Source organism: Burkholderia sp. SIMBA_051 (genome assembly GCF_046534915.1).
In the GTDB taxonomy this organism is placed as follows: Bacteria; Pseudomonadota; Gammaproteobacteria; order Burkholderiales; family Burkholderiaceae; genus Burkholderia; species Burkholderia ambifaria.
This window is the reverse complement of the sequence record NZ_JAWRXS010000014.1, coordinates 187,814-206,263: the sequence shown is the minus strand read 5'-3', so window position 1 is coordinate 206,263 and position 18,450 is coordinate 187,814. Positions and strand designations below refer to the sequence as shown.

The window sequence follows — 18,450 nt, the reverse complement described above, 5'->3', positions numbered from 1 at the left end:
GCAAGCAGCAGGCAATTGACAAGGTAGGGCGCGGAGCAGGGCAAGCGGGCGCAGCGCGCCCACCGGCCACCCTCAATGCAGATGCTTCAATTTGTCAGGATTACGCACGACATAGATCGCGACGATCTTCCCGTCGTCGATGTCGAGCGCGGTCGTCTGCAGCTCGCCGTCGGCCTCCAGCGTGACGAACCCCGGCAGCCCGTTGATGAACCCGGCACGTACGAGTTTCGACGCATGCGTGGCGAACAGCTCGGCCAGGTATTCGTGCACCTTCATCACGCGTTCGAAGCCGAACACCGGCTTGCCCGCGGCCGCGCGCTTGCCGCCGCCGTCCGAATGCAGGCTCACGTCCTCGGCGAGCATCGCGCCGAGCGCGCGCATGTCGCCGCTGCGGGACGCCGCGAAGAACGCCTCGGCCAGCTCGATCCCGCGCTGCTTCTCGACCTGGAACCGCGGCCGCGCCTCGCGCACATGCGTGCGTGCGCGCGCGGCAAGCTGCCGACATGCAGCCGGGTCGCGCTGGATCGTCGTCGCGATCTCGTCGAACTCGAGGCCGAACACGTCGTGCAGCAGAAACGCCGCGCGCTCCAGCGGCGATAGCCGTTCGAGCGCGAGCATCAGCGGCAGCGTGACATCCTCCTGTTCATCTTCCTCGACGACCGGCTCGGGCAGCCACGGGCCGATATAGGTCTCGCGCTGGTGCCGCGCGGACTTCAGCTGATCGAGGCACATGCGCATCACCATGCGGCGCAGGAACGCCTCGGGCACGCGCACCTCGGTGCGATCGACGTCCATCCAGCGGATGAACGCCTCCTGCACCATGTCCTCGGCGTCCGCGACGGAACCGAGCATTCGATACGCGACGCGGATCAGCGTGCGACGCAGCGGGTCGAAGCTCGCCGCTGCGTCGGCCCGGTCTTCGGCACTGCCCGTGGCCGGATCGACGCTCGTCATCAGGCCACCATCTTCGCGGCCGCGGCCTTCGCCTCGGCCGGATCGACCCACAGCCCGAAGCCGACGGCAAGTCGGTTCCAGCCGTTGATCACGTTGATCATCAGCGTGAGTTTCACCTGTTCCTCCTGGCTGAAGTGGTCGTTCAGCGCCGCATACGCGGCCTCATGCGCGCCATGGCCCTCCGACAGCCGCGTGAGCGCGTCGGTCCAGCCGAGCGCCGCGCGTTCGCGGTCGGTGTAGCAGGGCGCTTCGCGCCAGGCGGCCAGCAGGTTGATGCGCTGCTCGGTCTCGCCTTGCTCGCGCGCCTCGACGGTGTGCATGTTAAGGCAGTTCGCACACGCGTTGATCTGCGATGCGCGGATCTTGACCAGCTCGATCAGCGTCGGCTCGAGGCTCCCGGCAGCAGCGACCGACACGGTCATCCAGCTCTTCATCAGCGCAGGGGCGGCGGCAAACGGATTGAGTTTCGCAGTCATGGTTCCTTCTCCTTTCGTGTGGGTTCCGGTGATATGACGAGCGAGCACCCCGCGCGCGTGACATCGACGCAAAAAATTTTTCAAAGGCCGGGAAGCATGCGGGGTCGAACGTGGCGCCGATGCCCGCGACACCCGCGCGCGGATCGGGATCCGACATCGCCCGCATGACGCCGTTGCTCCGGCGAAGCCGCGCCATCGACCTTTCATCCGCGCCGCATGGCTGTCATGAGGCGTCGGTAGCGCGCATGCGCAGGCATGCACATTGCGTTAGAGTGGCCGAGCCCCGCGATGACGGGCGTCGACGGTTCGTCATGCCGCCGAGCCGGACGGGGTAAATTCTTTCATTTTTCTTTCGCCTTTGTTTCGCCCGAAATCCGATTCGCGACGTTCACATTTCTGGCCCATACTGTTCTGCACGGGCAGAAGAAGTGATGCCGCATCAGCGGCCCGGCGCGCGCGCCGGCTGCCCGACGACGCAGCAACGAAGGTCGCACGTCAGCCGCGCGCATTCGAGCGCAAGGCTTTCCTTTTTCCGGCAACGCAACGCAGCGAATCGCGACGTGAACGGTAAACCGATGAGCCTCCTTGCATCCCAGCTTCAGCGCCGTTATCAGGACGTGCGCGCCCATAGCCTCGCGTTGACCGCGACGCTATCCGCCGAAGACCAGGCCGTGCAGTCGATGCCCGACGCGAGTCCGGTGAAATGGCATCTCGCGCATACGACCTGGTTCTTCGAAACCGTCGTGCTGATGCGCCGCGTGCCCGGCTACGCGCCGTTCGACGCGGCCTTCCAGTTCCTCTTCAATTCCTATTACGAAGCGCTCGGGCCGCGCCATCCGCGGCCGCAGCGCGGGCTGCTCACGCGTCCGTCGCTCGATGACGTGCATGCGTACCGGCAGTACGTCGACGAAGCGATGCTGCGCGCGCTCGACGATGCCGATCCGGCGTTGCTCGCCGCGATCGCGCCCGAGGTCGAGCTGGGCCTGCATCACGAGCAGCAGCATCAGGAGCTGATCGTCACGGACATGCTGCATGCGTTCTCGTGCAACCCGTTGAAGCCTGCCTTCCGGCCACGCGACGGCGCCGCCACGCACGCCTTGGCCGCAGGCGACGCCGGCCCGTTGCGCTGGCTGCATCAGCCGGGCGGTCTCGTCGAGATCGGCCACGACGGCGACGCGTTCTCGTTCGACAACGAACGGCCGCGTCATACGGCGCTGGTGCGACCGTGCGAGATCGCGAACCGTCTCGTGACGAATGCGGAATTCGCGGCCTTCATCGCCGACGGCGGCTACGAACGCCCCGAATACTGGCTGTCCGACGGATGGGCAACGGTGCAGCGGGAAGGGTGGTCGGCGCCCCCGTACTGGATGCGCGACGACGACGGCGATGCCAAATCCGTCCATGCATGGCGCGCGTTCGGCCTGCACGGCGTGGAACCGCTCGCGCCCGATGCGCCCGTCTGCCATGTGAGTTTTTACGAAGCGGCCGCCTATGCGGAATGGGCCGGCGCACGCTTGCCGACGGAGTTCGAATGGGAAGCCGCGTTCGGCACGGACGGCATGCAGCAGATGCTCGGGCACGTATGGCAGTGGACGCGTTCGTCCTACGAGCCGTATCCGGGCTTTCGGCCGCTCGCCGGGGTGGCTGCCGAATACAACGGCAAGTTCATGGTCGGCCAGCAGGTCCTGCGTGGCAGCAGCATCGCGACGCCGCCGGGGCACGAACGGCCGACGTACCGCAATTTCTTTCCGCCGGCCGCGCGCTGGCAATTCACGGGAGTGCGACTTGCGCGAGACGTCTGATCTGACGGCCACGAGCGGTGGCCTGCAACCCGCCCGCGATTCGCGGCCGAGCGCGTTCGAGCGCGACCTGATCGACGGACTGTCGCGCACGCCGCGCAGCATTTCGCCGAAATACTTCTACGATGCGGCCGGCTCCGCGCTGTTCGACCGCATCTGCGAACTGCCGGAGTACTACCCGACGCGTACCGAGCTCGGCATCCTGCGCGACCGCGCGGCGGAGATCGTGCGGCGCGTCGGCCCGCATGCGGACATCGTCGAATTCGGCGCGGGTTCGCTCGAGAAGATCCGCGTGCTGCTCGATGCATGCGCGGACAACTACGCGAACGCGCCGGCGCGCTACGTGCCGATCGACATCTCGGCCGACTACCTGCACGGCGCCGCGGCGCGGCTGCGTGCCGCGTATCCGTGGCTCGACGTCGCGCCGATCGCGGCCGACTACACGAAGGCCGAACAACTGGCCGAGCTGACCGAAACGCCGCGCCGTCGCATCGGCTTCTTCCCCGGCTCGACGATCGGCAACTTCTCGCCGGAGGAAGCCGACGCGTTCCTGCGCGACGCCGCGCGGCTGTTGCGCGGCGGCGGCCTGCTGGTCGGCGCGGATCTCGTGAAGGACGAGCGCACGCTGCACGACGCGTACAACGACGCGCAGGGCGTGACCGCGCAGTTCAACCTGAACCTGCTCGCCCGCGCGAATGCGGAACTCGGCGCGGACTTCGATCTCGACGCGTTCTCGCACTGCGCGTTCTACGATCGCGAGCGGCAGCGCATCGAGATGCATCTCGTCAGCGATATCGCGCAGACGGTGCACGTGCGCGGCCATGCGTTCCGCTTCGACGCCGGCGAGCGCATCCACACGGAGAACTCGCACAAGTTCACGATCGACGGCTTCCATGCGATCGCACGGCGTGCGGGCTTCGAGCCCGACACCGTGTGGACCGATGCGGACAACCTGTTCAGCGTGCACTGGCTGCGCAGCGTCGACGATATCCGCGCTTGACGTTGTTGGGTCGTTGCGCCGTTGCGGACCGCGCGCACGGCGTGCGTGCGGTGCGTGTGCTGCCCGTGTCGCCGCGACGCGAATCGGCAAAACTTCCCGCCTTTACCGATTCGACGCGCCTTTGCAACGGCGTGTCGAATCACTCGTCATCCTTGTCCCACAAGGCTTCGCGGCCACCCGTAATCGCCCGTTACCGCTCTCGCAGACCGGTTTCACCTGTGTCAGCGCAGGGTGCCTAGACTCCGAACCGTATTCACATGAAGCACGACACGTGCAGGGAGTCGCGAGATGAGCAAGAAACTTATTCTCGGTGCAGTTCTCGGTGTAGCGGCGCTGGCAGCTTCGGGCGTCGCATCGGCCCACGTCGACCTGTCGGTCGGCATCGGCGTGCCGGGCGTCTACGCGGCACCGGAGCCGGTCTATGTGGCGCCCCCTCCGCCGGTCATGTACGCGCCGGTGGGTTACCGTGACGACGACTGGCGTGCGCGCGAATGGCGCGAACACGAATGGCGCCGCCGTGAGTGGCGCGAGCGCGAGTGGCGTGAGCGCCGTTGGCATGACCGCGACGGCTGGCGCGGCGGCTGGAACTGAACCCGCCAGCCGGTTCACGAGAACGCGATCACGACGACGACACATCATGAGCGTGATCGCATGATGCCCGTTTGATGACGGCCGGCCGCGCGGTTCGCCGATGCGGCCGATACCGGGCCAATTGATCTGAGGAATTGGCGCTCGCGCGCATCGTTACGATCATTTACAACGTCGAGCACCACGCAGAGCACGCGTTCGTAGAATGCAATCACTCGAACGCGCTCCAGGGAGCCAACAATGAAAACGCAACGATATCTGTCGGTGCTGGCAGCCACGCTGCTCGCACTCGGTGCCGTTTCCGCGAATGCGGCGGCCGGCGGCAATGGTGGTGGTGGCGGCAACGGCGGCGGTCATGGCGCAGGCGGCTCCGGCGGCAACGCGGGCGGCATGTCCGGCGGCCATATGAGCGGCCAAGCGCTCAGCAACTCGAACGGCTTCCAGTCAGGCGACCGCGACAAGGGCCTCGCGCGAGCCGCCGATCGTTCCGACACGATCGCCGATCGTGCGGGTACGCAGCCGGGCCATGCTCACAGCCAAACGCACGGCCATACCGCGCATGCATCGACGTCCACGCATCACGCGCATCGCAAGGCATTCGGCCACACGCTGTAAGCGCAGCGCTACATGGCACGGAAGGGCGCTTCGGCGCCCTTTTTTCATGCCGGCCGCGCCAGGCATCGACCCCGATTTGCAACCAGCCGTAACCACGCACATGAACGCTCGAGAATACAGATGGGCTTTCATGCGAATGACAGGCGGCTCAGCTCCCGCAAGCGATGAGCATCGGCGTCGCCGCCGCCCCATGAACAAAGGGCGGCTCATCGCCGCCCTTCGTTTCAGCGTCCCGCGCTCGCCAGCGGCGCGATGGTTGCAGCAGGCTCGAACAACGCATCCGCCTGCCTGACGCGCACGAATCGCGCGGCATCTTCCCCGTCCACCAGCGCACGGAAATGCGCTTCACCGCACGCGAGCTTCGCGCGCTCGTGCTCGCTCGTCACGTCGCCATCGGCATTCGGCGTATCGACGACGAAATACAGCCGCTCGCCGCCATCCTGCTCCGCGAGCACCGCCCAGTCCGGGTGATAGCTGCCGAGCGGCGTCGGCACGCGGAACCACGCGGGCAGCTTCGCGTACAGCTTCACTCCGTCGTGTGCTTCGAGCGCATCGGCGAATGCACGTTCCGCGTCGGTCTCGCACACGACGGCCTCGTGGATCGACTTGCGCGCATCGGGACGCAGGTTGCGCAGATAACCGGTCAGCGCCTCGCTCTCGAACGATTCGAGCGCATGCACGTTGCGTTCGCCGAGCCTGCGGTACGCGATGCCCGCGACCAGCGCGAGCCGCTTGCAGCGGTTGATCGCGTCGGCGGCCAGCGCGATGAACTGCTGCGGATTCACGCGGAAATCGTCGAGCCGGCCGCTGTCGGCCAGGATCGTCGCGAGCGAGCGGCGCGTGAGCTGCGTGCGGTCCTGCAGCTCGGTGAGCAGGTCGGGCAGCGGCAGCTCGCCTTCGTCGATCAGCACCGTGCCCGCGCCGGCCACCTCGACCGCCTCGATGCCGGCCTTGCCGATGTCGATCTCGGCCTTGCGCCACTGCAGCCGAGCGCGCGCGATGTCCGGCGCGTCGCGCAGCGCGGCCGTGCAGTCGCGCACGAGCTTCGCGTTGTCGAACTCGACGCTGTACACGGTGCGGTGGCGGATACGGTCCCACAGTGCGCGGAAGTCGTCGCCGAACACGACGGCCTTGCCCGACGCGTCGCGCCGCAACGCGATCGCGCGCCGCTCGTCCGCATTGCGCACGGCGAAGCGGCCCGACAGCTTGCGCAGCGTCGCGACGATCGGCGCGCGCAGCGTCTCGAACGCCTCGGGCAGCACGAGCGCGCTCTGGCGCAACGCATCCTTGAGCCGGTCGAGCACCTTGCCCTGCGCATCGACGTAGCCCTGCTCGTGCAGATGCGTCCACAGCACGCGCGACAGCTCGATGCCGAGCGCATGCGCGGGCCCGTCGCCTTCCTGCACCGGCAGCGCCGCGAACTGGTGTTCCTCGACGATCCCGAAGCGAATGCCCGTATCGGCCTCGATTTCCTTCTGCAGGTTCTCGGCAAACGACTCGTAGCGCTCGGTCGCGATCACGGTCAGCGTGTTCACGCCCGGGTCGCGCACGCGCTCGCCGTCCTGGTCGACGGCGAGGCGCAGCCCGCGGCCGAGCGTCTGGCGACGCTCGCGCTCGGTCTGGATATCGCGCAGCGTGCAGATCTGGAACACGTTCGGGTTGTCCCAGCCTTCTTTCAGCGCAGAGTGCGAGAAGATGAACTTCAGCGGCGTGTCGAACGACAGCAGCGCTTCCTTCTCGCGCATGATGAGGCCGTACGCGCGCTCCGCGTTCTCGCGTGCGGCGGCGCTGCTCTCGCTCGTGTCGGTCCAGCCGCCCTTGCGGTCGATCGAGAAGTAGCCGTTGTGCGCGCGCTCGACCTCGAGCGCGACGTCGACGCCGTCGAACAGCGCACGGTAAGCCGGCACGCGGGCCGCGCGCGCATATTCCTCTTCGAAGATCAGCGCGTAGTCGCCCTTCACGGGCATCCCGTTCTCGTCGTAGCGGCGATAGCGTTCGACCGAATCGACGAAGAACAGCGACAGCACCTTCACGCCGCGCTCGGCCAGGCGCAATTCCTTGTCGAGATGCTCGCGGATCGTGCGGCGGATCATCTCGCGCTGCACGGCGAGCGTGTCGATGTCGCCGAATGCCTCGCCGAGCGACAGGAATGCCTCGCCTTCCGGATGGCGCAGCTCGACGTACTCGGCGCCCTTCACCGCATGGACTTCGCCGACGCGCAGCCCTGCATACAGCGCGCGCTTCGTCAGGCGTTCGAGATCGTCGCCGTCGGTCGCCGCCACGATCTGGCGCTTCACGCCGGCCGCGGTCGCGACGTCCAGCTCGATGCGCGCGCTGATCGCGCCGCGCCGGTTCGACACGCCGACGAGCCGCACGTACGGCTTGTTGTGCGCATCCTCGACGATCGCCGACGCGATCTCGATCTGCTTGACGAGCTTGCGCTCGTACGCATCGACCGCGTCGAGCCGGTACACCATGTGATGACGGTCGACGTGCGTCGCCGAATAGCGCAGCGTGCAGAGCGGCGCCATCGCGGCGAGCGCTTCGCGCCCGCGCCCCTCGAGCCCGCCGTCGACGCTCTGCGGCTCGTCGACGATCACGATCGGCCGCGTCGCGCGGATCAGGTCGATCGGCTTTTCGCCGCCGGTCTTCTCGCTGTCCTTGTAGAGGTTGTTGATCTCCTTCTTGTTGATCGCGGCAACCGTCATCACCATGATCTGGATCGCCGCGCTCGCCGCGAAGTGGCGCACCTGGCCGAGCTTCGCGGAGTCGTACAGGAAGTAGTCGTACGGCACGCCCGCATACAGCGCGCGGAAATGGTCCTCGGTGATCGACAGCGTCTTGTGCACGCCTTCCTTGATCGCGATCGACGGCACGACGATCACGAACTTCGTGAAGCCGTAGCGGCGGTTCAGCTCGAAGATCGTGCGCAGGTACACGTAGGTCTTGCCGGTGCCGGTCTCCATCTCGACGGTGAAGTCGCGCGAGCCGGGCAGGCCGGACGGCGGCAGCCCGCCGCGCAGCTGCACGTCGGCGAGATTGCGCGCGAGCGCGTCGTCGGTCAGCGACAGCCGGTTGCCGACGCCTTGCTCCGATACCGCGAAGCCGAGCGAGCCTTGCGCGGCGGCCGTCGTGCCGGGCGCGGCGTTCGCGAGCACGCTGAAGTCGCCGCGATACGATTCCTGGCCGCGAAACAGGTCGCAGACGGCGTCGATCGCCTCGCGCTGATAGTCGAGATCCGCTTCGAAATGCAGCCGCATCACAGGCTCCGCACGCGCTTCACGCCGTGCTGCTCGAGCAGCGCGGCGAGATTGAGCTTCGCGACGTCGTCGACGAAGCCGCTGTCGCGGAACAGGCACGTGACGTCGCGCGTCGCACCGGTCGCGTCGAGCAGCTCGACGATGCCGTCCGAGAGCGGGCCCGCGTCGTCGCGCGAAATGCGCGCATCGAAGCACGCGACGATCGAGCGGCCGATCAGATGCACGGTCTTGCCGGCGACCCGGTGATGCTCGACCGGCGTGCACAGGTCGAGGCCGAGCTTCAGCGTCAGCTCGGCGAGCAGGTCGTCCTCGCTGCGGCCGGTCTTCACATGCTCGACGGACGCGAAGAGCGCGTGGTCGAAGTCGTCGCGGCGCGGATCCCATTCGATCACGTTGGTCGTGTCGAGCCGGTACACGCGGAAACCGAGGTCGCCATAGCTTTCCGGATAGTCGCGCGCGACCTGCTGCGCGGCGCGGCGCAGGCGTTCCTTCGTGATCTCGGCGAGCGTCGTCGGCTTCTTCAGCTTCGCGCAGAAATCGGCGGCCGCGAGCTGCGTCTTGTCGCGCCGGTCGAGCGTCTCGGGCAGCTGCACGAGGATATAGCGGCGCGCGCCGCCGTCGGTCGCGTTCACCTGCATCACCGCGTGGCCGGTCGAGCCGGAGCCCGCGAAGCAGTCGAGCACGATGTCGTCGCCGCGCGTGCACCAGCCGATCACGGCCGCCGCGAAATCGACCGGCTTCGGCTGGTCGAACGGGATGCCGAGCGTCTTCAGCAGCGCGTCGTCGGAGCCGGCGAACGGCAGCACCGACGGCACGTTCTCGTACATGTTCTCGTCGAGGTAGTAGATCCGCTGCGGCTGCGTGGTTTCATCCGGGCCGAATTCGATCTGGCCGCGCTCGATCAGCGCCTGCATCGTCGCCGGCGGATTGCGCCAGCCGCGGGCCGGCATTGCGCACGGCTTGCCGGTGGCCGGGTGGATCAGCGGCGTGAAATACTCTTCCGGCGCCTTCTTCTTGTTCGGCCACGCCATCGACACGAGGCGGTACACGCGCCCGTCGGCCGACAGCCGGTCGTACATCACCTCGCCGCCGGACAGGTTGGTCTGCGCCTTCATCCACGCGCGGTATGCCTTCTGCGCGTCCTTCGCGTTGCCGCTGCGGTACACCGCGTCGTGCGCGGCGTCGAGCATGCGCTGCGCGTTGCGCTTCGGGCGCTTCAGCGGCGCCTGTTCGAGCAGCGTCTCGGCGTTGCGCGCGAACAGCACCAGCGATTCGTGCTGGTACGCGACGCCGCGCGCGTCGCCCTTCGGATTGCGCTTGTCCCACACGGCCACGCCGAGCTCGTTCTCCTCGCCGAAGATCTCGCGCAGCATCAGCACGAGCGCATGCACCTCATGCTCGTCGATGTGCACGGCGATCAGCCCTTCGTCGGACAGCAGCGCGTGCGCGAGCTTCAGGCGCGGATACATCATGTTCAGCCAGTCGGTGTGGAACCGGCCGTTCGCCTCGGTATTGGTGCTGCGCTTCACGCCGCCGTCGGTCTGGCCCGTCATCGCCAGGTAGTGGCGGATGCTGTCGCTGAAGTCGTCCGGATAGACGAAATCGCTGCCGGTGTTGTACGGCGGGTCGATGTAGACGAGCTTCACCTTGCCCGCGTAGCTCTTGTGCAGCAGCTTCATCACGTCGAGGTTGTCGCCCTCGATCACGAGATGGCGCGTGTCGTCCCACGCGACGCTGTCGTCGGGGCAGGGGCGCAACGTGCCCGTCGACGGCGTGAGCGCGGCCTGGCGCGCGCTGCGCTTGCCATGCCAGTGGAAGCCGTAGCGCTCGTCGGCGGCGCCGACGGTGCGCTCGCCGACCAGCGCCTTCAGTACGTCGACGTCGACCGACGCGCCGTCGGGGCCTTCGGTCACGAGTTCGGGGAACAGCGCCTTCAGGCGCGCGACGTTGTCGGCGATGAAATCCGTCGACATCGCCTGCGGGCTCTCCGCATCGAGTTTCTGCATCGTTTTTTCCATCGGAGCCCGGCCGCGTGCGCCAGGACGTCGGGCGCACTCACGGCACCGGCGGCAATGGCCGCCCGGGCAAACCCGAAACGCTAGCGAGTCGGTCGGCGCAGGTCAAGCACCGATGCGAGGCGATCGTGCGCGCATCGGCCGCGATCGCCCGTCCGACGGGCCGCAAGCGGTTTCGGAGCGGTTGTCGGCGGGCGTCCGGCGGGGCCTGCCGCGCGGGTCGAAAACGAGGGCCGAAAACGACGAAAAAAGGGCGCGGTCGGCCATACGCCGGCGTGAGAGTCCCAGTCAGATACGCTGCGAAAAGCAAGGGGCAGCGCGAATGTCTTGCACGCTTGCCGAGTATTGCCGCCTCAGCGCCACCCCAGCAACACCCGCCCCATCGCATCGAGCCCCATGTCGAACAGGTGCGACACGAACGGCACGAGGTTCGGGATCATCAGCTGCACGAGCAACAACCCGACCAGCATCGTGACCGGAAAGCCGATCTGGAAGATGCCGATCTGCGGCGCCGCGCGGTTCAGGATCCCGAGCGCGAGGTTCGCGATCAGCAGGGCCGCGACCACCGGCAGCGCGAGCAGCAGCCCCATCTCGAACACCGTCGCGCCGAACGCGGCGAGCGTGCGCCAGCCGGGCGCGTGCAGCAGGTCGCCCGACACCGGGAGCGTCTGGAACGACGCGGCCAGCGCCGCGAACACCTGCAGGTGGCCGTCCACCGCGAGGAACGCGAGCATCGCGATCGCGTTCAGGAAGCGGCCCATCACCGGCGTCGCGCCGTTCGAATGCGGGTCGAAGAAGGTCGCGAAGCCGAGCCCCATCGACAGCCCGATGAAGTCGCCGGCCGCCTCGACGGCCGCGAACACGAGCTGCATCGTGAAGCCCAGCGCGATGCCGATCAGGAACTGCGTGACGACGATCCAGATGCCCGGCGCGGAGAACACGGTGACGTCCGGCATCGCGCCGAGCGTGGGCGCGACGACCAGCGCCAGGAACGCGGCGATGCCGATCTTCACGCGCACCGGCACCGCGGCATGGCCGACCACGGGCGCCGTCGCGACGAGCGCGAGCATCCGCACGAACGGCCACAGGAAGGCGGTCAGCCAGCCGTTGAGCTGCGCGTAGGTAACCGAGAACATTGAGACGGAACGGTGCAGGGCGCGCCGGTCAGCCGGCGCCGAGCGTCGCGACGTGCAGCAGCGTCTGCCGCAGGTAGTCGAGCATCGTCGTCAGCATCCACGGGCCGGCGATCACGAGCGTCGCGGCCACCGCGAGCAGCTTCGGGATGAACGACAGCGTCGATTCGTTGATCTGCGTCGCGGCCTGGAACAGGCTCACGACGAGGCCGACCGCGAGCGCGACCAGCAGCAGCGGGGCGGCGAGCAGCAGGCCGACCATCATCGCCTGGTGCGCCAGCGTCATTACCTGTTCGGGCGTCATCGCGCGTGTCCTCCGCTTACGTGAAGCTCTGCGCGAGCGAGCCGATCAGGAGCTGCCAGCCGTCGACCAGCACGAACAGCATCAGCTTGAACGGCAGCGACACGGTGGACGGCGACACCATCATCATCCCCATCGACATCAGCACGCTCGCGACGACCATGTCGATGATCAGGAACGGGATGAAGATCGTGAAGCCGATCTGGAAGCCGGTCTTCAGCTCGCTCGTGACGAACGCGGGCACCAGCAGCGACAGCGGCACGTCTTCGGGGCCCTGCATCGGCGCGGCCTTCGAGATCTTCGCGAACAGCGCGAGATCGGTCTCGCGGGTCTGCTTCAGCATGAAGGTCTTGAACGGCGCGACGCCGCGCCGCACGGCCTGCTCCATCGGCATCGAGCCGTCGGAGAACGGCTTGTAGCCGTCGGCGTAGGCACGGTCGAGCACCGGCGACATCACGAAGAAAGTAAGGAACATCGCGAGGCCGACCAGCACCTGGTTCGGCGGCGTCGTCGCGGTGCCGAGCGCCTGGCGCAGCAGCGACAGCACGATGATGATGCGCGTGAAGCTCGTCATCATCAGCAGCATCGCCGGCAAGAACGACAGCATCGTGAGCAGCAGCATCGTCTGCACGCTCAGCGAATAGGTGGTGCCGCCGTTCGGGCCCGGGCTCGTGTTGAACGCGGGCAGGCCGGCCGCCTGCGCGCAGGCGAGCGCGGGGGCGAGGCCGAGGATCAGCGCGGGCGCGAAGCGCGCCGCGCGACGCAGGAATTCGTGTTTCATCGGAATGCAGATACGGAAAGAGGGCGCGACGCCATGTCAGCGGTTGTCCTTGCCGCGCCCGAAGCGCTTCGCGGCTTCGCCCGCGAGCGCGTCGCGAAACCGCGCGCCGAACGTGCCGGGCTGGCCGCGATCGGCCGAAGGCGTGCCGGCGGGGAGCTCGGCCGACGCCGGCGCCACCGCCGAGCCGGCCGGCAGCGTATGCAGCAATCGCACGTTGCCCGGCGCGACGCCGAGCACGAGCCAGGTGTCGCCGATCTCGACGATCGTCGCGCTTTCCTTTGCGCCGAGCCCGACGCTCGACACGACCTTCAGCGGGCCGCCGCGCCGCGCGGGCTGGAACCCGAAGCGGCGCGCGAGCCACGCGCACCCGAACACGAGGCCGATCACGACCGCGAGCCCGACGAGCGTCTGCAGCACCGCGCCGACGCCGAGCGACGGCGCGGCCGAGCCGACCATCACGCTCGACGCGATGGAACCGGCGTTGTTCACCGCGTTCATGTCGGCGGCGCCGGCCGGCACGCAGGCGAGCGACGCCGCAATGGCGACGGCAGCCGCCACCGAGGTCGCGACGCGCACGCGGCGGCCGGGCGCGACGACGTTCATCGATTCAGCTTCCGGATGCGTTCGGCCGGCGTGATGATGTCGGTCAGCCGGATGCCGAACTTGTCGTTGACGACCACGACCTCGCCTTGCGCGATCAGGCAGCCGTTCACGAGCACGTCCATCGGCTCGCCGGCCATGCCGTCGAGCTCGACGACCGAGCCCTGCGCGAGCTGCAGCAGGTTGCGGATCGCGATCTTGGTACGGCCGAGCTCCACGGTCATCTTGACCGGGATGTCGAGAATCATCTCGATGTCGTTGTGCGTCGAGCTGGCCGCGGCCTTCGACAGCGGCTGGAACACGCCGGCGCCGGTCGCGCCGGCCTGCACCGGCTGCAGGTTCTGCTCGGCAAGCGCGGCGGCCCAGTCGTCCAGGCCCTGATCTTCCTGCGCCGCCGCAGGTGCCGCCTGCGCGGCCGCTGCCGATTCCGCCAATGCCGCGTCGGCGAGGGCCTGCGCGTCGAGTTCGGGCGTCTGGTTCAGCTCACTCATATCCACCTTCCTTCATCGTGTCGCTCGCGCTGATCATCTTCTGCACGCGCAACGCATATTGACCATTGAAAATGCCGTAGCCGCATTCCATCACCGGCACGCCGTCGACCTTCGCGGTGATCGTGTCCTCGATCTCCAGCGGCAGCACGTCGCCCGCACGCAGGTTCAGGATCTTCTCGAAGGTCGACGGGATCTCCGCGAGATTCGCGCTCAGCTCGACCTCGGCCGACTGCACCTGCTGCGACAGCACGCGCACCCAGCGGCGATCGACCTCGAGCGCCTCGCCCTGGATCGGCGAGCTCAGCACGTCGCGGATCGGCTCGATCATCGAGTACGGCATGCAGATGTGCAGCGTGCCGCCCGTCGGCCCGAACTCGATCGAGAACTGCGTGACGATCACGATCTCGTTCGGCGTCGCGACGTTCGCGAACTGCGTGTGCATCTCCGAGCGCACGAATTCGAACTGCAGCGGCCGCACGCTCTTCCACGCGGTCGCGTAGTGCTCGAACACGAGGTTCAGCAGCTTGCCGATGATCCGCTGCTCGGTGGCCGTGAAGTCGCGGCCCTCGACGCGCGTGTGAAAGCGCCCGTCGCCGCCGAACAGGTTGTCGACGACGAAGAACACGAGGTTCGGGTCGAACACGAACAGCGACGTGCCGCGCAGCGGCTTCACGTGCACCAGGTTCAGGTTCGTCGGGATCGGCAGGTTGCGGGTGAACTCGCTGTACTTCTGCACCTTCACCTGGCTCACGGAGATTTCCGCCGTGCGCCGCATGAAGTTGAAGATGCCGATCCGCAGCAGGCGCGCGAAGCGGTCGTTGATGATCTCGAGGCCGGGCATCCGGCCGCGGACGATCCGCTCCTGCGTCGCGATGTTGTAGGGGCGGACGCTCGACAGGTCGCGCTGCTCGTCGACCGTGTCGGTTTCGCCCGTGACGCCCTTGAGGAGGGCATCGACCTCCTCCTGGGACATGAACTCCTGGTGGCCCATGCGCGCTCCTTTTGCGGCCGCGTTACTGGACGACGAATTCGGTAAACAGCACGTCGTCGACCTTCGCGCGCTGGTTGCCCGGCTGCGTCGGCTGCTCGATCAGCTCGCGCAGTTCCTTCGCGAGCGAATGCTTGCCTTCCGGTGTCGCGAGATCCTCGGGATGCTTGTTCGACAGCGCGAGCAGGATCCGGCTGCGGATTTCCGGCATGCGCGCGGTCAGCTGCTCCTGCGCCTTCGGGTCGGTGAGCTTCAGCGACAGGCCGACTCGCAGGTAATGCTGCACGCCGTCGTCGGACTGCAGGTTCACGGTCAGCGGGTCGAGCGGGAAGAACACCGGCGCGGCGAGCGGCGCCGGTTCGGCGGGCGCGCTCGCGTGGCCGACGCCCGCCTTGCTCAGGAACACGTACATGCCGCCCGCGGCGGCGGCGGCCGCGCCCAGCGCGATGACGGCGATGAGCGCGATGCGCTTGAACTTGCCGGAGGAAGCCGGCTTGTCGGCAGTCGGGTTTGCAGTCGTGGAGGCCATGTGAATGCGTGCGTGATGTCTCGTAGCATGCATTGTTCGGCATCCGGGCCGAGCCCGATGGGCGGAAAAGAGGGGGGAATTGCGGCTATCTCAGCCGATTGTCGGCGGGTGCGGGCTCGAGGCAGGGCTGGAATGGCGGGGCGACGACTGGCCCACGCCGCTGCGGTGCGTTGGGAGGGCGAGCTGCGGCGCCCGCCCCGTGCGGTGTCAGATCGGCAGCAGCGACAGCAGCGGCGCGATCAGCACCATCGCGACGCCCGCGATCATCATCGTGAGGCTCGACACGACGCCTTCCTCATTGCCGATCTCGCGCGCCTTCGCGGTGCCCACGCCGTGAGCGGCCGCGCCGAACAGCGCGCCGCGCGCGAGCCGCGTGCGCATCGGCACCAGCGCGAGCACGATTTCGCCGAGCAGCATCCCGCAGATGCCGGTCGCGATCACGAAGAGGGCGGTGAGGTCCTTCGGCGCATGGATCTTGTCGGACACGGCGAGCGCGAACGGGGTCGACACCGAGCGCGTCATCAGCGAGCGCTGCAGTTCGGGCGATAGGTGCAGCAGCTTCGCGAGCAGCAGCGACCCGCACACGCCCGCGCCGATCCCGACCGCGACGCCGACCGACAGCGACAGCCAGTGGCGGCGGATCAGCTCGCGATATTCGTAGATCGGCACCGCGAACGCGATCGTCGCCGGGCCGAGCAGCCACATCAGCCAGCGCGTGTCGCGGAAGTAGACCGAATACGGGATGCCGGTCAGCAACACGAGCAGCACCAGCACGCCCGGCACGAACACGAGCGGCGAGAACAGCAGCGTCTTCTTGTACGCGTAGAGCCGCTTCGACGCGAAATACAGGACGACCGTCAGCACGAAGCAGCCGACGGAGATCGCCGTATTCACGTGGTCGACGGACAGGCTGGACAATAGCGCGGGCATCGCGGGCTCCGGCTCAGTGGGCGGACACGGTGGCGAGGCGCGCGCGGCGGCGTTGGGCGAACACGCGCTGCGCGGCCAGCCGGCGTTCGAGCTTCGCGGCGAGGTCGACCGCGACGGCCACCGCGACCATCACGAACGCGGTGCCGGCGAGCATGACCAGCGCGATGCGCCAGCCGTCCTCGCGGAACAGCCCGCCGTACTGCACGGCCGCGACGGCGGCCGGCACGAAAAACAGCAGCATGTCGGACAGCAGCCAGTTCGCGCCGTCCTTGACCCAGGCGGGCGCGACGCGGCCCGAGAACAGCAGCACGAGCAGCACCGCGAGGCCGATCACGCCGGACGGCACCGGCAGACCGACCGCGCGCACGGCCCAGTCGACCGCCATCCACAGCACGCCGAGCGCGGCGGCCTGCAGCACGATCCGGCCCGTGCGCGCAACGGTGCCCGCAGCGGCGGGGCGGGCGGCGGCAGTGGTGGTCGGGTGGGTCATGGCAGGCTCCATACAGATGTTCCGTTGATGGTGTGAGTATAGGGTTTCCCCTAACCATAAATAAAATGACTTGTCTCTATCCTTGTCATTCCAATTCGGAATTCGCTTTGGGTTCGCCGCACCAAACTGGGGAGTAATCGATGGAATTGCGCGCACTGCGGTACTTCGTCGAGGTCGTGCGTCAGCAGAGCTTCACCGCGGCCGCCGACCGGCTGTTCGTCACGCAGCCGACCATCAGCAAGATGGTGAAGGCGCTCGAGGACGAGATCGGCTCGCCGCTGCTGCTGCGCGATGGCCGGCAGATGGTGCTGACCGACGCGGGGCGGATCGTGTTCCAGCGCGGCCAGGACGTGCTCGCCGCGCAGGCGCAGCTGCAGTCGGAGCTGAACGATCTCGGCACGCTCGGGCGCGGCGAGCTGACGATCGGCATTCCGCCGCTGGGCGGGTCGCTGTTCACGCCGATCATCGCCGCGTACAAGCAGCGCTATCCGAACATCGAGCTGAAGCTGTTCGAGCAGGGCGCGCGGATGATCGAGGCCGCGCTGATGTCGGGCGAACTGGAACTCGGCGGGCTGCTGGAGCCGGTCGATCCCGGCACGTTCGAGCGGCTGCCGATGGTGCGCGCGCCGCTGTGGCTCGTCGCGCCGCGCGAGTCACGCTGGGAGGATGACGCGGCCGTGCCGCTCGCCGATCTCGCACGCGAGTCGTTCGTGTTCTATGCGGAAAGCCTCGCGCTGCACGATGCGGTGCTCGACGCGTGTCGGCAGGCCGGCTTCACGCCGTCGATCGTGAGCCGCAGCGGTCATTGGGACTTCATGGCCGCGCTGGTGCACGCGGGCGTGGGCATCGCGCTGTTGCCGGAGCCGTACTGCCGGCGGCTCGATGCGCGGCAGTTCACGTGCCGGCCGATCGTCGAGCCGGAGATCACGTGGGCGATCGCGCTCGGCTGGTTGAAGAAGGGTTACCTGTCGCACGCGGCGCGGGCCTGGCTCGACGTCGCGCGGGCGACGCTGCCGATCGCGTCGGGCGACGACCTGGCCTTTGGGGGATTGCGGGCGCGGGAGTGAGGCCGGGGCGATGCCCGGTGGAATCAGACGTGCTGAATCGGGCGGGCGGGAAACTCGGCTGCACCAGCAGCCGCCGAAAGCGGCCGGCGAGTGTCGAGCAGCAATTTCATGCGTCGCCCTCGAACAGCTTGCTGATTTTGTCACTGACCATCGAGTCGAAGTCATCCGGGACCCGAATCTGTCCCTTCATGAACCCGATCCGGCTCGGCCGAACCGGATCCGACGTATCGATCGGCACGACCTTGACGAGTGGCTTGCCGGCTTTGGCGAACGGTTCGCCGGCGTGAACGGCTTCGTCGATCAGCCGTGACAGGTTGGTTTCCGCGTCATGCATGTCGTAGGTATGCATCGCATTCTCCAATTGAACCAGGTTCGGATCGCCCTAGCTTCGTTTAATTGGGGGCCCGTCGCAAGGTCCTCCCGTCCACCGAAA

At 67.7% G+C, this 18,450-nt stretch carries 20 protein-coding genes; 5 read left to right on the top strand and 15 right to left on the bottom strand.

The genetic code is table 11. The features are described 5' to 3' along the window. Positions 1–72: 72 nt before the first annotated feature. A complete protein-coding gene (locus SB771_RS29290) occupies positions 73–954 on the bottom strand; it encodes a sigma-70 family RNA polymerase sigma factor (RefSeq protein ID WP_175661297.1) in 882 nt (293 codons plus the stop codon). After that, positions 954–1,430 (bottom strand): carboxymuconolactone decarboxylase family protein, encoded by a 477-nt coding sequence (locus tag SB771_RS29285; protein ID WP_124663878.1) that lies wholly within the window; start codon positions 1,428–1,430, stop codon positions 954–956. Before SB771_RS29285 ends, SB771_RS29290 begins: the two co-directional genes overlap by 1 nt. A 575-nt stretch (positions 1,431–2,005) precedes the next feature. Between SB771_RS29285 and egtB the strand changes: the two genes are divergently transcribed. From egtB to SB771_RS29270, 3 genes are all read left to right on the top strand, one after another. Then, positions 2,006–3,232, top strand: a complete 1,227-nt coding sequence (gene egtB / locus SB771_RS29280; RefSeq protein ID WP_175661298.1) for an ergothioneine biosynthesis protein EgtB — start codon at positions 2,006–2,008, stop codon at positions 3,230–3,232. Continuing rightward, on the top strand, positions 3,216–4,229 hold the full coding sequence (gene egtD, locus SB771_RS29275; RefSeq protein WP_012362707.1) for an L-histidine N(alpha)-methyltransferase: 1,014 nt from the start codon (positions 3,216–3,218) through the stop codon (positions 4,227–4,229). Before egtB ends, egtD begins: the two co-directional genes overlap by 17 nt. A 288-nt stretch (positions 4,230–4,517) precedes the next feature. After that, a complete protein-coding gene (locus SB771_RS29270) occupies positions 4,518–4,820 on the top strand; it encodes a hypothetical protein (protein WP_175661299.1) in 303 nt (100 codons plus the stop codon). A 44-nt stretch (positions 4,821–4,864) separates the two neighbouring features. On the opposite strand, the gene SB771_RS29265 is transcribed toward SB771_RS29270, so the two are convergent. Continuing rightward, positions 4,865–5,032, bottom strand: coding sequence for a hypothetical protein (locus SB771_RS29265; RefSeq protein ID WP_175705065.1), 168 nt, complete (start codon positions 5,030–5,032; stop codon positions 4,865–4,867). A gap of 25 nt (positions 5,033–5,057) precedes the next feature. Between SB771_RS29265 and SB771_RS29260 the strand changes: the two genes are divergently transcribed. Further along, a complete protein-coding gene (locus SB771_RS29260) occupies positions 5,058–5,432 on the top strand; it encodes a hypothetical protein (RefSeq protein WP_175661300.1) in 375 nt (124 codons plus the stop codon). A 224-nt stretch (positions 5,433–5,656) separates the two neighbouring features. Here the strand turns inward: SB771_RS29260 and SB771_RS29255 are convergent, their stop codons facing one another. The 11 genes from SB771_RS29255 to SB771_RS29205 all read right to left on the bottom strand — a co-directional run bounded on the left by SB771_RS29255 (position 5,657) and on the right by SB771_RS29205 (position 16,950). Further along, complete coding sequence (locus SB771_RS29255) at positions 5,657–8,692, bottom strand: type III restriction-modification system endonuclease (RefSeq protein ID WP_175661301.1); 3,036 nt, start codon at positions 8,690–8,692, stop codon at positions 5,657–5,659. Beyond that, the gene (locus tag SB771_RS29250) at positions 8,692–10,710 is read right to left on the bottom strand and encodes a site-specific DNA-methyltransferase (RefSeq protein WP_175661302.1); all 2,019 of its coding nucleotides are present in this window, start codon (positions 10,708–10,710) and stop codon (positions 8,692–8,694) included. The genes SB771_RS29255 and SB771_RS29250 overlap by 1 nt, the downstream gene beginning before the upstream one ends. 350 nt (positions 10,711–11,060) lie before the next feature. Beyond that, positions 11,061–11,843: a flagellar biosynthetic protein FliR gene (gene fliR / locus SB771_RS29245; protein WP_175657268.1), complete on the bottom strand. Its 783-nt coding sequence runs from the start codon at positions 11,841–11,843 to the stop codon at positions 11,061–11,063. Between the two features lie 28 nt (positions 11,844–11,871). Next, on the bottom strand, positions 11,872–12,144 hold the full coding sequence (gene fliQ / locus SB771_RS29240; protein WP_006750427.1) for a flagellar biosynthesis protein FliQ: 273 nt from the start codon (positions 12,142–12,144) through the stop codon (positions 11,872–11,874). A gap of 16 nt (positions 12,145–12,160) precedes the next feature. Continuing rightward, entirely contained in the window at positions 12,161–12,922 is a 762-nt protein-coding gene (gene fliP / locus SB771_RS29235) for a flagellar type III secretion system pore protein FliP (RefSeq protein WP_011655568.1), read from the bottom strand. A gap of 36 nt (positions 12,923–12,958) precedes the next feature. Continuing rightward, complete coding sequence (gene fliO / locus SB771_RS29230; RefSeq protein ID WP_175661303.1) at positions 12,959–13,525, bottom strand: flagellar biosynthetic protein FliO; 567 nt, start codon at positions 13,523–13,525, stop codon at positions 12,959–12,961. Further along, positions 13,522–14,013: a flagellar motor switch protein FliN gene (gene fliN, locus SB771_RS29225; RefSeq protein WP_006750430.1), complete on the bottom strand. Its 492-nt coding sequence runs from the start codon at positions 14,011–14,013 to the stop codon at positions 13,522–13,524. The genes fliO and fliN overlap by 4 nt, the downstream gene beginning before the upstream one ends. Next, a complete protein-coding gene (gene fliM, locus SB771_RS29220; protein WP_011655571.1) occupies positions 14,006–15,004 on the bottom strand; it encodes a flagellar motor switch protein FliM in 999 nt (332 codons plus the stop codon). The genes fliN and fliM overlap by 8 nt, the downstream gene beginning before the upstream one ends. A 22-nt stretch (positions 15,005–15,026) precedes the next feature. After that, the gene (gene fliL, locus SB771_RS29215; RefSeq protein ID WP_011655572.1) at positions 15,027–15,563 is read right to left on the bottom strand and encodes a flagellar basal body-associated protein FliL; all 537 of its coding nucleotides are present in this window, start codon (positions 15,561–15,563) and stop codon (positions 15,027–15,029) included. 174 nt (positions 15,564–15,737) lie between these two features. Then, positions 15,738–16,460, bottom strand: coding sequence for an LrgB family protein (locus tag SB771_RS29210; protein ID WP_011655573.1), 723 nt, complete (start codon positions 16,458–16,460; stop codon positions 15,738–15,740). Positions 16,461–16,473: 13 nt separating this feature from the next. Beyond that, positions 16,474–16,950 (bottom strand): CidA/LrgA family protein, encoded by a 477-nt coding sequence (locus SB771_RS29205; protein ID WP_175661304.1) that lies wholly within the window; start codon positions 16,948–16,950, stop codon positions 16,474–16,476. A gap of 140 nt (positions 16,951–17,090) precedes the next feature. On the opposite strand from SB771_RS29205, the gene SB771_RS29200 reads away from it, so the two are divergent. After that, positions 17,091–18,017 carry a LysR family transcriptional regulator gene (locus tag SB771_RS29200; RefSeq protein ID WP_012362727.1) on the top strand — a complete coding sequence of 309 codons (927 nt, stop codon included), beginning with the start codon at positions 17,091–17,093 and terminating at the stop codon, positions 18,015–18,017. Positions 18,018–18,123: 106 nt separating this feature from the next. On the opposite strand, the gene SB771_RS29195 is transcribed toward SB771_RS29200, so the two are convergent. Then, the gene (locus SB771_RS29195; protein WP_175661305.1) at positions 18,124–18,366 is read right to left on the bottom strand and encodes a type II toxin-antitoxin system Phd/YefM family antitoxin; all 243 of its coding nucleotides are present in this window, start codon (positions 18,364–18,366) and stop codon (positions 18,124–18,126) included. Positions 18,367–18,450: the final 84 nt, after the last annotated feature.

Bases quoted from the DNA above. Each gene is read 5' to 3' on its own strand.
- SB771_RS29290 (WP_175661297.1), bottom strand. From the start codon at position 954: ATGACGAGCGTCGATCCGGCCACGGGCAGTGCCGAAGACCGGGCCGAC.
- SB771_RS29285 (WP_124663878.1), bottom strand. From the start codon at position 1,430: ATGACTGCGAAACTCAATCCGTTTGCCGCCGCCCCTGCGCTGATGAAG.
- egtB (WP_175661298.1), top strand. From the start codon at position 2,006: ATGAGCCTCCTTGCATCCCAGCTTCAGCGCCGTTATCAGGACGTGCGC.
- SB771_RS29270 (WP_175661299.1), top strand. From the start codon at position 4,518: ATGAGCAAGAAACTTATTCTCGGTGCAGTTCTCGGTGTAGCGGCGCTG.
- SB771_RS29260 (WP_175661300.1), top strand. From the start codon at position 5,058: ATGAAAACGCAACGATATCTGTCGGTGCTGGCAGCCACGCTGCTCGCA.
- SB771_RS29255 (WP_175661301.1), bottom strand. From the start codon at position 8,692: ATGCGGCTGCATTTCGAAGCGGATCTCGACTATCAGCGCGAGGCGATC.
- SB771_RS29250 (WP_175661302.1), bottom strand. From the start codon at position 10,710: ATGGAAAAAACGATGCAGAAACTCGATGCGGAGAGCCCGCAGGCGATG.
- fliR (WP_175657268.1), bottom strand. From the start codon at position 11,843: ATGTTCTCGGTTACCTACGCGCAGCTCAACGGCTGGCTGACCGCCTTC.
- fliQ (WP_006750427.1), bottom strand. From the start codon at position 12,144: ATGACGCCCGAACAGGTAATGACGCTGGCGCACCAGGCGATGATGGTC.
- fliP (WP_011655568.1), bottom strand. From the start codon at position 12,922: ATGAAACACGAATTCCTGCGTCGCGCGGCGCGCTTCGCGCCCGCGCTG.
- fliO (WP_175661303.1), bottom strand. From the start codon at position 13,525: ATGAACGTCGTCGCGCCCGGCCGCCGCGTGCGCGTCGCGACCTCGGTG.
- fliN (WP_006750430.1), bottom strand. From the start codon at position 14,013: ATGAGTGAGCTGAACCAGACGCCCGAACTCGACGCGCAGGCCCTCGCC.
- fliM (WP_011655571.1), bottom strand. From the start codon at position 15,004: ATGGGCCACCAGGAGTTCATGTCCCAGGAGGAGGTCGATGCCCTCCTC.
- fliL (WP_011655572.1), bottom strand. From the start codon at position 15,563: ATGCATGCTACGAGACATCACGCACGCATTCACATGGCCTCCACGACT.
- SB771_RS29210 (WP_011655573.1), bottom strand. From the start codon at position 16,460: ATGCCCGCGCTATTGTCCAGCCTGTCCGTCGACCACGTGAATACGGCG.
- SB771_RS29205 (WP_175661304.1), bottom strand. From the start codon at position 16,950: ATGACCCACCCGACCACCACTGCCGCCGCCCGCCCCGCCGCTGCGGGC.
- SB771_RS29200 (WP_012362727.1), top strand. From the start codon at position 17,091: ATGGAATTGCGCGCACTGCGGTACTTCGTCGAGGTCGTGCGTCAGCAG.
- SB771_RS29195 (WP_175661305.1), bottom strand. From the start codon at position 18,366: ATGCATACCTACGACATGCATGACGCGGAAACCAACCTGTCACGGCTG.